General features: G+C 41.1%; 16 protein-coding genes. All 16 read right to left on the reverse strand.

All coding sequences use genetic code 11. From position 1 onward, the window contains the following. Nucleotides 1-22: 22 nt before the first annotated feature. On the reverse strand, nucleotides 23-724 hold the full coding sequence (locus tag L2D08_RS12450; RefSeq protein ID WP_242234102.1) for a hypothetical protein: 702 nt from the start codon (nucleotides 722-724) through the stop codon (nucleotides 23-25). Nucleotides 725-842: 118 nt separating this feature from the next. After that, the gene (locus L2D08_RS12455) at nucleotides 843-1850 is read right to left on the reverse strand and encodes a metallophosphoesterase (protein WP_242234104.1); all 1008 of its coding nucleotides are present in this window, start codon (nucleotides 1848-1850) and stop codon (nucleotides 843-845) included. Between the two features lie 28 nt (nucleotides 1851-1878). Further along, nucleotides 1879-2976 carry a nucleotidyltransferase family protein gene (locus tag L2D08_RS12460; protein WP_242234105.1) on the reverse strand — a complete coding sequence of 366 codons (1098 nt, stop codon included), beginning with the start codon at nucleotides 2974-2976 and terminating at the stop codon, nucleotides 1879-1881. Between the two features lie 17 nt (nucleotides 2977-2993). Beyond that, nucleotides 2994-4805 (reverse strand): ABC transporter ATP-binding protein, encoded by a 1812-nt coding sequence (locus L2D08_RS12465; RefSeq protein WP_242234106.1) that lies wholly within the window; start codon nucleotides 4803-4805, stop codon nucleotides 2994-2996. 16 nt (nucleotides 4806-4821) lie between these two features. Continuing rightward, nucleotides 4822-5274 (reverse strand): S24/S26 family peptidase, encoded by a 453-nt coding sequence (locus L2D08_RS12470; protein WP_242234107.1) that lies wholly within the window; start codon nucleotides 5272-5274, stop codon nucleotides 4822-4824. Next, nucleotides 5261-5530 (reverse strand): PqqD family protein, encoded by a 270-nt coding sequence (locus L2D08_RS12475; RefSeq protein ID WP_242234108.1) that lies wholly within the window; start codon nucleotides 5528-5530, stop codon nucleotides 5261-5263. Before L2D08_RS12475 ends, L2D08_RS12470 begins: the two co-directional genes overlap by 14 nt. After that, nucleotides 5527-6309, reverse strand: a complete 783-nt coding sequence (locus tag L2D08_RS12480; RefSeq protein WP_242234109.1) for a hypothetical protein — start codon at nucleotides 6307-6309, stop codon at nucleotides 5527-5529. The genes L2D08_RS12475 and L2D08_RS12480 overlap by 4 nt, the downstream gene beginning before the upstream one ends. 78 nt (nucleotides 6310-6387) lie before the next feature. Beyond that, nucleotides 6388-6579, reverse strand: a complete 192-nt coding sequence (locus L2D08_RS12485) for a hypothetical protein (RefSeq protein ID WP_242234110.1) — start codon at nucleotides 6577-6579, stop codon at nucleotides 6388-6390. 138 nt (nucleotides 6580-6717) lie between these two features. Next, nucleotides 6718-8517 carry an ABC transporter ATP-binding protein gene (locus L2D08_RS12490; protein ID WP_242234111.1) on the reverse strand — a complete coding sequence of 600 codons (1800 nt, stop codon included), beginning with the start codon at nucleotides 8515-8517 and terminating at the stop codon, nucleotides 6718-6720. A gap of 12 nt (nucleotides 8518-8529) precedes the next feature. After that, nucleotides 8530-9714, reverse strand: coding sequence for a nucleotidyltransferase domain-containing protein (locus L2D08_RS12495; RefSeq protein ID WP_242234113.1), 1185 nt, complete (start codon nucleotides 9712-9714; stop codon nucleotides 8530-8532). Continuing rightward, a complete protein-coding gene (locus L2D08_RS12500; protein ID WP_242234114.1) occupies nucleotides 9711-10187 on the reverse strand; it encodes a lasso peptide biosynthesis B2 protein in 477 nt (158 codons plus the stop codon). Before L2D08_RS12500 ends, L2D08_RS12495 begins: the two co-directional genes overlap by 4 nt. Nucleotides 10188-10218: 31 nt before the next feature. Next, on the reverse strand, nucleotides 10219-10521 hold the full coding sequence (locus L2D08_RS12505) for a lasso peptide biosynthesis PqqD family chaperone (RefSeq protein WP_242234115.1): 303 nt from the start codon (nucleotides 10519-10521) through the stop codon (nucleotides 10219-10221). Then, a complete protein-coding gene (locus L2D08_RS12510) occupies nucleotides 10514-11452 on the reverse strand; it encodes a phosphoenolpyruvate carboxykinase (ATP) (protein WP_242234116.1) in 939 nt (312 codons plus the stop codon). The genes L2D08_RS12505 and L2D08_RS12510 overlap by 8 nt, the downstream gene beginning before the upstream one ends. Nucleotides 11453-11736: 284 nt before the next feature. Next, the gene (locus L2D08_RS12515; protein ID WP_242234117.1) at nucleotides 11737-11868 is read right to left on the reverse strand and encodes a paeninodin family lasso peptide; all 132 of its coding nucleotides are present in this window, start codon (nucleotides 11866-11868) and stop codon (nucleotides 11737-11739) included. A 125-nt stretch (nucleotides 11869-11993) separates the two neighbouring features. Next, nucleotides 11994-12125, reverse strand: a complete 132-nt coding sequence (locus L2D08_RS12520; RefSeq protein ID WP_242234118.1) for a paeninodin family lasso peptide — start codon at nucleotides 12123-12125, stop codon at nucleotides 11994-11996. A gap of 15 nt (nucleotides 12126-12140) precedes the next feature. Further along, nucleotides 12141-14081 carry an asparagine synthase-related protein gene (locus tag L2D08_RS12525; protein ID WP_242234120.1) on the reverse strand — a complete coding sequence of 647 codons (1941 nt, stop codon included), beginning with the start codon at nucleotides 14079-14081 and terminating at the stop codon, nucleotides 12141-12143. Nucleotides 14082-14364 lie beyond the last annotated feature (283 nt).

The raw sequence follows: 14364 nt of genomic DNA on the forward strand, positions 1-14364 counted from the left end.
TTATTTTCAGGGGCATGCGTACTTATTCTTTCTCTTCTCCCCAAATTGATACATACTGCTGATCTATTTGAAATGCACGCTCGTTCCATTTTAACACGCTTTGCACATAGCCAAGACGATCTGCGTTGAATCGTCCGGCAATACCCTGCCATGCATTTAACTCATACACGCCGTTACGGTCAAAATCAACCGGGTAAAGCCCCGAAAGCGGTGAGACCCATCCTTCGACCGGCTGCTTTAATGTGCCGTCCGGGCTGTAGATTTCGTTCAAGTAATCAGGCCCTTTCGTTGTCAGGTCCAATACATACCGTTTAGCAGGCTGCCTGCTTGTCACTTCTGCTTTGTAATCATTTTGGTACCGGACACTGTATTGTGTTTGCTTATTAAACAGGGCTGTGTCAAAAATCAAATAAAAACGCCCGCCATCATAAGAATACACATAAGCGTAAACAGTGCCGCCGCTCCCGCCTGTATCGGTCACCACCAGAATATCTTTTACCCCATTGCCGGTAAAATCGCCGAGAAATACCGTTGGATTGTAGCCCGTATTTTCAGGCAGCAAAAGCCGGAACGAACCGCCTGTCCGCCTGTCTTGAACAACGAGTGTGATCTGCTGCAAAAATGAACTGCCCGCCGTTTGAACGGCTGTTACGTACACAATATCTGGTACGCGGTCTCCCGTGACATCTCCATGGTGCACTTGAATAACTTGTTTTTCGTCCATTAGGGCGCTCCTCTCTGACGTTTACCGTTTACGTTCCTTCCTCATTCGTATGTCAGAGAGCTGGACTTTAGACGATGCAAAAAAAGACAGGAAGCTTGCCTGCCTTTTCTCCGTACTGCTATTCCCTGTGTTTCCCGGTCAGCGTCAATACATTGATTTCGGGCGGATTAAGGAACCGGAAATTTAAAAAAGGAACAAAGTCACTGCTGCCGAGACCAGCGCTTACATACTGCCTGGTTCCTTTGTAAGTCCATAATCCTTTTACCCGATCCTGCGGAGGCAGAAAGCCATTTCGTTCATACCATGCTTCCGGCACAAAAAGGGCGCCTAAAAAAGGAAGCCGAATTTGGCCGCCATGATAATGGCCGGCTACAATAAGGTCAAAAGGCCGGAAAACAGATCCAGGTGTGCTGTTCAGCTGATCGATCCGCTTATCCACTACCGGGTAGTGGTTCAGTGCAATGAACACTTCGGACTGGTCAGCTTTGTCTAAAAAAGAGATGTCTTTCAATAGCTTTGTTTGATGATCAAAAAGAGCATTCAAATGATCTCTATACACAGCATTTTTAGGTATAGACCGGTTATTAAGCATGTCGATTTGTCCCTCGATATCCGCTTTAGCCGATAACTCAAAATCAATAAAATGAATTCCTTCAGAGCCACGCTTAATCGTGTAATTGGACTCTAAAAGTTGAACGCCTCTCCTTTCCATCCCCTTAATAAATTCACTTTTTACAAATGGCTTTTGCATATCGGACTGATAATTTTCCGGATCGGCATTTCCTTTTATGTACAGGGCATGCTTTTTGTTTTCAATCCCCTCGATCAAGGAATAAAACGGTCCGTAATGGGTGCTGCCGTTTTGCATATCCCCTGTAAAAATAATGGCATCATAATCGATAGTATTAACAGCTTGAATCAGTTTTTCCTGCCCGGTGCCAAATACTTTTTCATGCAGGTCGCTTATCTGCAGGATCGTGAATCCTTCAAATTCTTCAGGCAAATCGTCGATCTTAATTTCCTGCTCTACCATAATGAAGCGATGGTTGTCCCAAATTGTGTAACAAACAAGGATGATACAGAGAAGGATCAGCCCTGTTATCCCTTTTTTCATCAACTGCTTCATCTGTATCCACCTCCGTGCAGCGTTAGTTTTAAAAAATAGATATCAGCGCTTTAACAGCATTCAAGCATCGCTTTTTATACAAGCGGGACAAAAGTGAAAGATAAGAGAACCGCTTTGGATCTTGATTAACTTGAGAAAGCAGGTCTCTTCTCGTTGGAAGAAGCCAGAGCTTTAATTCGACCGAGCTGTGCCGAATGGTATCATAGCTGAAAAATTGATAGCCGATAAATTGGGCATATGAGGCAAAGCGGCTTCCTTTTTTTTGTCCCTGCTTCTTTTTTGGGGCTATATACGCCCCTAAAGGCGCTATGTCTGTTAACATCGGATATTTTTCATACACCAGCGACAATGTACGGCCCATCCGTTTTACCGTCTGATGCCTTTTCGCATCTTGAAATAACCGCTCGTATGGCAGTTTACCTTCCAAAACATTGATCATTTGAATGATATCGAGATAATACTTGGGGGAATCTAAATTGTGCCGCCAGCCATGCAGGCAGATCATATAAAAGGTATGATAACCGGATAAAGCCTTTACTTTTCGGTACGCCCTTACAGGGCGTGCTTCTTTCCAGAATTCCTCTATTTGAAGATCCGCTGTTGTTTCTCTTAAAATATCCCAATGAATTTCTACTGTCAGCGGGTATGGCGAGCCGGGGATCATTTTACTGAAGCTGACATGGAAATGAGACGGGATCGGCTCCTCTTCCAGATCAAAGCCGAGCTTTTTTACCGCGTGTACTGCCTGCTGAATATCTTTTTTTCGAATCAAAAGATCAATATCTGTTGTCGCACGCGCACCGATATGCCCAAAATACTCTTCAGCAAAATACACGCCTTTCAGCGGAATGGTTTCGATACGGGCCTCTTCAAATAAATCGAAAAGCAGCTCCATCTGCTTTTTGATAAAGATGTTTTGATATAAAGCAGTCTGATAATGCATTTTCAGCTTTTTTTGGAAAAACAGCGGTGTTTGTTCCAGAACGTCCCGCTGTTTCATCAAAAAATAAAGCTGAGAAAAGACCGAATCATTGTTTATGTCCTTTAGCACTTCAGTGTAAAAGCGCTCATCAGAGGGCATCGTAACCTTGGGATTGTAAAGAGAGGCAATCAGCTGATGGATCATATAACACACTTCTTTCATTAGTAAAATAAAGGCTGTGGCTCGGCTGGCTTTTGAAAAAATTGTTTATTAATCAATGTTTGATAAAGACCTTCTTCACGTATTAAATCCTCATGGCGGCCCATTTGCACAATTTCTCCGTTATTCATGACAACAATTCGGTCAGCGTGCTGGATAGTCGATAAACGATGCGCAATGATTAATGTGGTTCTTCCTTTCATCAGCCGCTCCAGCGCTTCTTTCACTAAATATTCCGATTCGCTGTCTAAAGCAGAGGTGGCCTCATCTAACAGCAGAATGGGCGCATCTTTTAGTAAAGCTCTTGCGATCGCGATCCTTTGCTTCTGCCCCCCGGAAAGCCTGATGCCTCTTTCACCGATTTCCGTATCATAGCCTGCAGGCAGTGACGCAATAAAATTATGGATATTGGCGTCCACCGCTCCCTGAATCATCTCCTCCTCCGTGATTCCAGGCCGTGCCAGCAGCAGATTTTCCCGAATGGTTCCGCTAAACAGAAACGTTTCCTGCGGGACACAGGCGATCATATTTCGCAGCTGTGATACGGGCAGCTCATCAGCAGAAACGCCATCAATCAAAATGGTTCCCGCATCCGGCCGGTAAAAGGATTGGAGCAAATTAAAAAGTGTTGATTTCCCTGCCCCGCTCGGACCAACGATGGCCGCTGTCTGGCCGGCTGGAATTTGCAGCTCAAGGTTTTGAAATACGGAATGGATTCCATCATAGCTAAATGTGAGGTTTTGAAAGCGGATCTCCCTGCTGGCTTGTCCTGATGAAAAGTAAGACGGCAGTTCCTCTGCTTCTGCGGGCTGCTTAAACACATGTACGATTCTTTCCAAAGCGGATATAGAATGCTGATAGCCTGCCCATTGCCCGGCAAGGCCGGTGAGAGGAGAAATAAGATGATTCACAAGGTTGATGAATGTGACTAAAGCACCGATCGTTAAAACATCATCAGTGACTAAATATGTTCCGATAAGCAGGCTCGTTAAAAAAGAGGCCGTTGCAACAGCTTGTCCTCCTGCGCCGAACCACCCTCTCAGCTTGGCATCTTTTAATTCCAGCTTATACAGCTTTTCATTTTTTTGGGCGTATTTTTTGAAAAACAGCCCCTCAAGCGTAAATGAACGGATTACGGTGAAGCCCTGAAAGGTTTCAGCCAGGCTCTTTGTTATACTGCTGTGCAGGTCATGAATAACCCGGCTGTTGTTCCGGAGCAGCAAGCCGAATACAGCCCCTCCTGCAACTGCCAGGGGCGCGACCGATAGCACAAAAAAGGATAATGTCCAGTTGATTTGAACCAAATAAATAAAAGCACCGATCGACATAATCGGCAAACGAACAAGATTTAATAATCCGCTGCCAGCCACTCCATGAACATGGCTGATATCATTTGTAAAATGGGAAAGCAGCTCTCCTGAGTGAATCGAGGAAAAGCTTTTTCCTGACATAAGCAAAATATGTTTATATAAGTCCAATTTCAAGTCTTTCTCCACTGCATTCATCGCAACGGTATCCAAATACGTATAAACAAAATTTGTTGTAATATGTAGAAAGGACAAGCCAACCCCAGCCATAACAAGCCAGTTTAACTGGCTAAAGTTACGCTGAACCGCTGCATCCATAATCGTGCCGATAAACCAGGCCGATGACAGGGTAAGGGCCATTTCAACGAATAGAAGCAAAAACAGCCCGGCATACACTCCTTTATGCCTCTTCATATAAGGTGCAAGCAAAATAAAGATATGCTCTATCTCTTTAAATGAAAAATATTGCTGCAGGCTTTGCTTATTTATAATGGTTTTGAGTTTCATGCTCCTGCACCTCTGGTTATTTTCCGGCTTCTTTGTAGTTTAAAAAAGCTCTTAAAAAGGAAGAAATAGGGGGGAAAGCAAGGATTATGCTGCGCCAAATGAAAAAAAGCAGCCCGGCTGTATGCATCGTCCGGTTTCCTTTTCGTATAAAAAGAAGCCTGCCGATAATGTGATCATCTGTAACAGGAGTATCTGCACCTAAATTGGTGTCTCCTTTAAAAAGATAACGTATATACCGGCTGTTCTTTTTTACTCCTAAAAATCGATGAGCGACTAATCGATGATCTGCTGCTTGAAATAAAACAACGTCTCCTTTTTCCAGTTCCGATGTTTCACATACCACAAATCGGCATATGTTTCCCTTTTTAATAAGCGGAAACATGCTGGTGCCATCTGCCGGCAGATCGATCCAGCCGTTTTTTTGAATGGATTTTTTCACTGCATAAACGGCATGCTCATTCCCTCTCATAATCAACCAGCTCACAGCGGCTCAAGTGTGCCAGAAACTCCTCAATATCCGCTTCGACAGCCCTTCCCTGCGTATCGTATTCCTTCATAACAGCCTGTGCAATCGATTCGGGTGTTTGTTTGTCACGCAGCAATTCCCAGCAAAACCCGCCCACTTCATTAATAGTCGTAACCGTATATTGCTCCATATTTAAAATAATCCATTCACCATCAAGCTCAACTGCATCTGCTTCACTTTTACGCACATACGTTGTCATGACGAAATCAGCTCCCAAAAGGTATTATTTTTTTGAAAATACAAATCATATACCGCACTGTGCTCTACTAATCGTTTTAATAAAAAAAGAATTGATGCCGCTTCTTCCTTTTTGTGAGGCCAGTAGAAAACTTTGTCCATCAGCTGCAAAAGAGCGTCTGATTTTTTCACTTCCACTCTTTTATTCGTTAACGATTGATGCAGCAGATGAATACTTTCAAGAGGTACCATTTCTTCTGTCCCGCTTGCCCGCAATTCACTGCGAAAAGGAGAGTCATATACGATCACACTGTCCTTCGTAATTTTAACAATGGTTGCTTCATCAGAAAGAAGGGTGCGCGGACAGGATAATTGGGCCGCGGTTGATTTCCCGGCCCCGGAACGGCCTGAAAAAAGGTGGGCTCTTTGCCCGTCGACCACACAAGACGAATGAATGAGCAGCCCCCAATTGTGATGAACGATATAAGAGCTGTAAAAATTCATCAATGCATGTTTTAAAGCAAGCTCATCATGCACAAAAAGGGCTGCCCGCTTGAAATCAGGCTGCACTTGAAGCTGGTAATCCGCTCGCGTGAAGGAAATAAACGCTTCGCTTTCTTTCACGTTTACTTCGTAATCTTGAAATGGGACTCCATAGCCGTCCTTAATTGTCATTTCAATATCTGGTTGTTGGCTTGGATGAAAGGAGGGAAAATCTTTTGACAAAGCAGCCAGGACTTGGCTGGAGCAGCTGTTAATCTGAATGTGATGATCGCCAATTTTGGTTTGAAAGATATTCACGGCTATTCTCCTTCTTCAATGCTTGGAACAAGCAAGTAATGGAAGATCACCATTACTTGCTTGTTTTTGTTAGTAATTTTACTTATTTCCTTTTCCTGGTTCACCCGCCCCGCCTGGCGTCGGGTTTGGATTATTCGGCGGCCAGTTTACTCCATCATTTCCTGTACCCGGATGTTTTAAATTTCCTTTCCCCGGATTCCAGCTTTGAGCGGTTTCAAATTGAACGGCTAGATGAGAAAGCACATGGGGTGCGTTGTATCCCTTTTTCATTTGTTCACCTCCTTCCCAACCATATCGTTCTTTTTAAAGAACGAAAAGAACATACTTATCCTATATGCAAAGAAATTTGGTAGATCTCTTAATAATAATATTATTATAATCGATAATTAGTTCTTTTTAAAGAACATTTTATCCTTGCTTGATCACCGCTGCCTGGCTGCTTAACAGCTTGCTGAAGACTTTATTTTTTTCCTGTGAAAGCTGGCTGAATGCCCCCTGCTGGACAACCTCGCCTTTTTCCAGCACGATCACTTGATCAGCATTCCGTATCGTTGACAGCCGATGGGCAATGACAATGATCGTCATTTTTCCTTTTAGCCGCTCAATCGCTTCCTGGATTCTCGCTTCATTTTCCGTGTCCAGCGCACTCGTGGCTTCATCCAGCACCAGAATAGATGGCTTACGTAAAATCGCCCGTGCCAGCACAATTCGCTGCCGCTCTCCGCCTGAAAGCTTAATCCCCCGGTCACCAATGATCGTATCAAGTCCTTGCGGAAGATTCCGGACAAAATCCGCTGCAGATGCAAACACCAGTGCTTCCCACATTTGCTCCTCCCCTGCTTCCGGTACAACGAGCTGCAGGTTCTCCCGAATACTCGTATTAAACAGAAACGGGTCCTGTGCCACATAACTGACGGACTTTCTTAAAGAAAGCACATTTTCTGCCGAAAGCGGAATGCCGTCAACGAGCACCTGACCGGACTCCGGCTTGTTCAAGCCCATTAACAAATCAATTAAAGTACTTTTCCCGGCACCAGAGCGGCCGACTACAGCAGTCATTTGATTGGCGGGAAGAAAAATAGAAATATCTTTTAACGTTGGAACTGCTTCCTTTGCTGTATAACGAAAATTCACATATCGACATTCTATTCCTTGCAGAACAGGGATTGGTTCAATTGCTTCCATAGTACCTTCATATTCTTTTGCTTTTCTGCATTCATGCTGTAATGCTTTCACAGCTTTAAAGGAAGGAATAGTTGAGGCAATTTGTTCAAGGGAAGATTGAATACCTGCTACTTTTGGCCATAGCCTTGAGAAAATGAGGATGATTAACATAAGCTGAGCTGCCTGGGCATTAAAAAGTTCTATCACCATGAAAATGAAAGCTGCCATCAAAATAGAAGAAGCTATTTTGTAATGTACCTGTGAAGTCGTTTTTAACTTGATATAATCTACTTGTTCTATATATAATTTTTCAGTTATAGAGTGAAACCAATTCATTCTTGATTCTTCTAAGGTGTTGCTTTTAATATCTTTGATCCCATTAATCTGGTCAGTCATTCCTGAAAGAAAGCTTTTTCCTAACTCCACATTTCTGCTTCCTAGCTCTAGAGATTTTTTTAGAAATTTTCTATTTAAAAGAACGATCATAAGGCCAGATACAAGAACAAAAGCAGTAATAGCAGGAGACAGACAAAAAGCGAGAATAATTTGAATGAAGGTAAAAACAAGAGAAGCGATAAACTGTAGAAAGGCATTTGTCGCGCCGCTCGTACGAGTAACTTCTGTTAACATTAAATTAATTAGATCTGATTTTCTTTTCTTTATAAAGAAATTCCAGTTGGCATGCAGTAAAGTGCGGTACGTTTCTACACGCAGGTGTTTCAAAAAGCCATTTTGGATAGTTGCGTTTTGTATAGTAATATGTCGCTGAAGTAAATTTTGACCGATTACCAAGAAAACATAAGTCCCTAATATAAGAGGCAAGCCAACTGAAGCCGGAAAATCTTTCAAAAAAGCGAACAGAGGAGAGATTGGCGTTTTACCTGCATCTAAGCTTACTAAACCAGTCATGCTGAGCATCGGTATCAGTAATAGAAGACCTATGCTTTCAAACAAACCGATAAATGTCATCATTAGGAGATTTATATAAAGCATTTTTCCTGCATATGAATGAATCTGTCTCAAAAAATAAAACATGTCTTTCATTAGTAAATCCTCCTAAGACAAGGCGGGTTTCCTTGTTTTTCTCCAGACCCACAAAAAAGGCCGCAAAGGGAAATATAAAAAATGAAGGTGACTGGGTAAAGGTAATACTTCAGCATCTTCTGGATAAGGGTGAAGAAAACTTAAAATGAATATGAACTTTCTTCTCTTTGATTTTAAAGAAAATAGGTGACGCCGGTGGTACCGGTCTACGTGTGCAGGAAGGTCATCTGCATGTAAGTTGATCATAGATTGATAATAAAAGATAGCTTCTTGAGCCAGTTTCTTAGAAGATTTCTGGTCTAGAAACGGTGCAAACTGCTGCTTTCGTGTTGTGCCGAGCAATTCCATGGATAAAAGGATTGCCTGGCCTCCGACTTGGAGATACTGATACTTTTTTAGCAAGCTGTAGACCCGATCCCATTCTAATTCCTGCTGAAGCAGCTGGTGAATGTCAATGAGCCAGCGAAGCCTTGACCACCCGTGCCGGGCACCATGCGAAACAAGAAAAAAGAAAAGATCCTCTTTTGATAAAATATAAACAGATTCTCCTAGAGGGCTTTGTCTTCTTCGCTCCCATAATTCTTGAAATGATTGTTCTTTTGCAGGGCCTTCATGCAAACGCCAGTGAATTTCAACCTTAACTTTTTTTTGCGGATGAACATATGTAACGTGCCGATGTCTCCATTTCCAATCGTTAAGCACCGACTTAAAATCATAATCTTTTTCGTACCCCATATTTTTCATCAGCTCTTCAGCTTTTTCAATATCTTTAATTGGAACAAGAACATCCGCATCATTTGATGTTCGAAGTGATAACTCTCCGTAAAGGTCTTGAGCTACTACTGGGCCCTTCAAACATAGGAGCTGTATTCCAGCTTTCTCAAACTCCTTGCATACCGTGTCCATTTCTGCGCTTAAATACAGCATCCTGAAAGTATTGAATTGATAATCTTGATGAATCTCTTGTTGGACACTTTCAGGGATAACTGCACTGTCAAATTTCTTTAGTGTATGAAAGAGCAAAGGGTATACCCGATGATGTTTTGCCTGCTCGATAAAAAGTGCCCAGTCAATGCCTGTAAAACTTATTGGACGGTTTCTTTGCGCCTGCTCTTGTTTTTTGCGGTTTAATAAGTCAAGGATAAGACGCAGCTCTTTCGGTATGCCTGTCAAATTAAGAGTAAGATCTTTGCTCATTGGTTTCTCCTTTTACCTTGTGATGTAACGTCTTTGGCAAACTTCCCTACTACTGTATACTTCTCCATTCCTTCTGCGCCTGTAATATAATAAGGACCGCTGCGGAGCCAAGCGTGTGCAACCAATTCACCCGTTTTATCTCTCGCGGTACCCAAATATAAAGTGCTGTTAATTTGTCTTTTTTCAAGCATTTTCATGGCAGCTATTGCTTTTACAAGGCACTCACTTTCCCAGAAAGTATAATGACTCATAATATGAAGAGCAGCAGAGACATTTTGTAATTCTTTTTTATTCTGTATGTTTTTTTCATAATCAGTTTCTTCCATTTGTTTCCCAAGAGAAGGCGCAACTTTGGAAAATGATTTTAATTTAAGGCAGCGTGCCCAGCCTAAATAAACAAAAGCTTCTATAAAAAGAAGTTTCATTGATATACTTAATCTATAAAAAGTGATGATTTTTCTCAAAAACTTCATGGGGCCCTCCTCAACTCAGAAGATAATCCTTTTAGCTGCTGAAATTTTTTACTTGAATTAACCCTTCCTGCATTAATTTTTCTAAAAATTCAATAACCTGGTTTTCACATTCTGATTGTTCCACCTGATAAAGAGAACATAAGGTTGAAACTAACTCCTGCACCGCCATAGGCTGTTCTACCAACTCCCAAATGACACCGCCTAGCTGCCCCAGATTATAGTATTTCCCTTTGTCAATATTTAACATTACTTTTTCTCCGTCCATATCACTTACAAGGTTTCCAGCACTCTGGCTAACGATTAATTTTAATGAAATTGCTTGTTTGTTACTCACAAACCTTTTCTCCCTTCTTTACTGCATTTAATAGTAAATCGGTTAATTCAAAAGCTGTAAACCGTGAAACAGGTCGACTTAGTTGATAAAGATCTACTTTATTCACTAGTTTAGCTGAAGCCGCGAAATGCCACTCCATTAACCCCGATCTCCGAACAAAAGAATTGCGAAACGTATGATTAAATAACGTAAAAAAACGTTTCATGTTTTCAATACGCAGAAGCTGTGTTTCTTGATTTTTTGATTTGACTAATTCAAATACAGCTTCGAGAGGCATCGGCTCATTAATAAAATGGTCTGCAACAGGAATAGTAAACTTCGTTTCTCTTTCCGTAATAGCCTTATACTGACTTGATTCCACTCCAAACTGGTTCAAGCTTTCCTGCCATAGTTTTTGCTGTGGATATGTTGGCAGGACCAGCGGGTTATTTTCTTCTGAAAAAGAAACGGGAATAATATCATCACTTAACAGCTTGTACCCTTTTTTTAAAAGAGAAGCCGCAAGCGTAGATTTACCTGCACCGGAATCACCCACAATGGCATAAGCTTTTCCCTCTATCGCAATAACACTTCCGTGCAGAGGAAGTACTTTTCTTTGTAATAATATGGCTCCCATACACGTTCCCAGCACATAAAGCCGAATAGCATCCTCGCATGATCCAGCCACTGGTGAGATGAAAATCTGGTTTCCATTTTTAATTAAAAAAATCGCTGTTCCAGGAATCTCAAACATAATAAAATTTTCTTTCACAGTCACTATATCTTCAGCAGAGCGCTCCTTAGCCCATTGAGCAGTTAAATCAGCTTTTCTAACCCATATATCTGCCTGGCCATCAGCAGTTATCACCTGATCCAACTCTGGCAAAGGAATTTCGCTAAAAATCTTTAGCCCAAAAGCTTTATAAATATATTGTTCCTTAGTAAATATCATAGCCGCAATTCACGCCCCTAAGTAGCCAGTCATTTTAGTGCTGCTTGCTTTCTAAATAAAAGCTTTCTTAATTACTCGGTTCTAGTTATCCATCACTTAAAATAAATTTTATAAATCCTAAAAATTCATAACATAAGTACCGTTCCTATAATGCTAAAAAAATCCCCTATACTTTTAAAAAGATATAGGGGATTTTTAGTTAATACACTTTTATCTACAAATCATTATGCACTCAAAAAATTTAAAGTTTTGTGATTTATGCAATTTATTCGAATTTTATGTTCTTAACTAAAAGTTAGATCCTTTTTAGGTGTGTTTTCCGGAAAAGCAGCATCTGTATAATCGCCGTCTTCGCCAAGCATTGTCATTTTCACATCTAGTACTTCCAGTTCAGGTTTTGACCATTCTTTTTTCATTTCATTCCCTGCTTTCAATTAAATTTTATATAACAGTAAATAATGACTAAAGGCTGCCCAAACGAGACGATCTGCAAGATTTCATATGTATGAATCCCGACAGATTTTATAGACTACCATTTTTCTTAACTAAAAGTTAGATCCTTTTTAGGTGTGTTTTCTGGAAAAGCAGCATCTGTAAAATCGCCGTCTTCGCCAAGCATTGTCATTTTTACGTCTAAAATTTCAAGTTCAGGTTTTGCCCACTCTCTTTTCATATTTTTCACCTCCTTTCAAGTAAGTTTTTTTAGATAACGGTGAATAATGATACTTCTCATCGCCATCTTGTAATAATAGTTTGTAGCTTGTTTGGGTAATGCGCCTTCTTTCACCTGCAACAGTGCTTCTTTTATTACATTGCTGTTTATAAATTGTGTCGTTCTCTGGTCTTTGCTAACCTCTTCTAGTTCATTGATAAAGCAGTCCCACTGCGGAGCCATACGATGCACCCAATCAGCTCCCTGTACTCCTCTAATACGCTGGTTTAGCCTTACTTCATCAGGGAGCAGGTTAGCTGTGGCTCTTCGGATCAATGCCCGATCTACTCCTTTTTGAACGTATTGTTCTTCTGGTACTGCTAAACAAAAGCGCACAACACGCAAGTCATTCGTAGGATCCCTCTTCCATACTGCATAGCGCAAAGACATTTTTGCAGCAAAGCTATTTCCTGCATTCCACAAAAATACGTGCTCAAAATGCTTTTTTCTTTCTTCGTATATATCTTTGCTAGGAAACCAGCCTGTTTGATCAATGCCGTGCTTTTTCAATTGGTTAAATACATCTGTGCTTTCGGCAAAATCTTGATTAATCAATTTAGGGCGTTGCTGATTTTTCTTATTGGATAGTAACTGATCAATAAAAGGAAATCCTATTCTTGCAATGTACGGAATTCTTCCTAATCTCGCTCCCCCGGCTTTTTGGCTATACTGGTTTAATTCTTGAACAAGTCGCAGCCATTTTGCCTTTTTTAGAAGAGCTGCGTAGTAGTTCATGGCCAATCCCCAGGAAACAGTAAAGTTTCCTCTGTCTCCACTTAACAAAATTCCCACGTCTTCTTCATGGGCTTTTTCAAACACTCCCTTTAGCCAAAAAGAGTTTTCAAAAAATTTATACGGTGTTTCGATCATTTCTAACAAGCTGTCAATTTCTGAATAGGAGCTTCTTCCAGAAAAATCTAAATAATGATCTTTAATTCCTCCTACATACTGGACAGTTGAACGAATAAAAGGCCGTTCGTCTGCCAGCAGCTGCTTAGGGGTAAAATCAATAAAATCATTTGGGGGAATATAACTAAATGTATGTATGTGTTGTTTTTTTTCACGCATGCCTTTTGCCGCAAAGCTCACAACCGCCCCTGAATCAAGACCCCCGCTCAAGTGTGAGCCTATATGCTTATGAGTGCGCAGCCTGCTGTTAACCGCTTGTTGAAAAACATCTTGGAAAGCCTCCACATACTCTTCATTTGATTTAAACTTCAGCCTTTTCTCCGGCCTTATCACACAGTACCTTTTAAGCTTTATGCCCTCCCTTGTTGCCGTTATGCTGTGAGAAGGAGGAACTTGCAAAATGTCTCTGTAAGGCGTGATGGAAGCGTCGGCTGAATCAATCATTCCCGCAACCGTTAAATATTCAGCAAGCCATTGTTCGTTTAGCCGCTTTGTAACCGAGGATAAGGAAAGCAATGGCTCAATTGTTGTACAAAATGCAAACTGCTCATTGCCCTGGTGGTAATAAAGAGTGCGAGCTCCAGAAAAATCTCTGGCTCCAAAAAGCAGTTGATTTTTCTGATCCCAGATCATAAAAACAAAATCACCGATTAAATGCTTTGGAGATTCTTCTCCCCACTTAGAATACGCATGTAAAATTAATTGGCTGTCCGGCATTGTTTTTCTTTGCGACCGTTCAATGTTCAATTTATCAAACAGTTCACCCCGGTTATCGATAATGGCATCCGCTGTGATCACCAGCTGTCTTTCGTAATCGTAATAGGGCTGCTGCTCTCCAACCGATTCTGGAGTGATCCATTGAGCATGGCATCCAAGAAATACATTTTCTTTCTGCCATACTTGAACATCATCAGCAGGATATTTCTGCAGGCCGCCCATCAGCCCATGAATTTGCTCATTATGTATAGGTCTACCATCGGAATGATAGACGCCTGCAATTGCGCTCATTGTTTCCCTCCACCTGGTGATTAAATAAAGATGTATCTTGCTTTCATGTTTAAATTCTAGGGTTATTGTAGTTCTTTAAAAAAAACAAAAAATACCTTTTCCATATAATTATATCTTAATTCAGAGCTTTTTGTTCTTAATAAAGAACATATCATCCTGAGAGATAGCTGTCAACAAGCAATTAAAGACTCATTGCCTGTTAACTTCGTAAATATTCATATGCATAGATTTTTAAAACATGACTCGTTTATTTGAAAAATTTATTTTAGTTTATAATAAAGAA

The sequence above is a fragment of the Domibacillus sp. PGB-M46 genome, from assembly GCF_022668875.1.
Taxonomy (GTDB): domain Bacteria; phylum Bacillota; class Bacilli; order Bacillales; family Domibacillaceae; genus Domibacillus.

What these genes read in the sequence shown, in the direction of transcription:
- L2D08_RS12525 (WP_242234120.1), bottom strand. Translation starts at nt 14,081, where the DNA reads ATGAGCGCAATTGCAGGCGTCTATCATTCCGATGGTAGACCTATACAT.
- L2D08_RS12475 (WP_242234108.1), bottom strand. Translation starts at nt 5,530, where the DNA reads ATGACAACGTATGTGCGTAAAAGTGAAGCAGATGCAGTTGAGCTTGAT.
- L2D08_RS12495 (WP_242234113.1), bottom strand. Translation starts at nt 9,714, where the DNA reads ATGAGCAAAGATCTTACTCTTAATTTGACAGGCATACCGAAAGAGCTG.
- L2D08_RS12450 (WP_242234102.1), bottom strand. Translation starts at nt 724, where the DNA reads ATGGACGAAAAACAAGTTATTCAAGTGCACCATGGAGATGTCACGGGA.
- L2D08_RS12470 (WP_242234107.1), bottom strand. Translation starts at nt 5,274, where the DNA reads ATGAGAGGGAATGAGCATGCCGTTTATGCAGTGAAAAAATCCATTCAA.
- L2D08_RS12490 (WP_242234111.1), bottom strand. Translation starts at nt 8,517, where the DNA reads ATGAAAGACATGTTTTATTTTTTGAGACAGATTCATTCATATGCAGGA.
- L2D08_RS12515 (WP_242234117.1), bottom strand. Translation starts at nt 11,868, where the DNA reads ATGAAAAAAGAATGGTCAAAACCTGAACTGGAAGTACTAGATGTGAAA.
- L2D08_RS12500 (WP_242234114.1), bottom strand. Translation starts at nt 10,187, where the DNA reads ATGAAGTTTTTGAGAAAAATCATCACTTTTTATAGATTAAGTATATCA.
- L2D08_RS12485 (WP_242234110.1), bottom strand. Translation starts at nt 6,579, where the DNA reads ATGAAAAAGGGATACAACGCACCCCATGTGCTTTCTCATCTAGCCGTT.
- L2D08_RS12455 (WP_242234104.1), bottom strand. Translation starts at nt 1,850, where the DNA reads ATGAAGCAGTTGATGAAAAAAGGGATAACAGGGCTGATCCTTCTCTGT.
- L2D08_RS12520 (WP_242234118.1), bottom strand. Translation starts at nt 12,125, where the DNA reads ATGAAAAGAGAGTGGGCAAAACCTGAACTTGAAATTTTAGACGTAAAA.
- L2D08_RS12460 (WP_242234105.1), bottom strand. Translation starts at nt 2,976, where the DNA reads ATGATCCATCAGCTGATTGCCTCTCTTTACAATCCCAAGGTTACGATG.
- L2D08_RS12465 (WP_242234106.1), bottom strand. Translation starts at nt 4,805, where the DNA reads ATGAAACTCAAAACCATTATAAATAAGCAAAGCCTGCAGCAATATTTT.
- L2D08_RS12510 (WP_242234116.1), bottom strand. Translation starts at nt 11,452, where the DNA reads ATGATATTTACTAAGGAACAATATATTTATAAAGCTTTTGGGCTAAAG.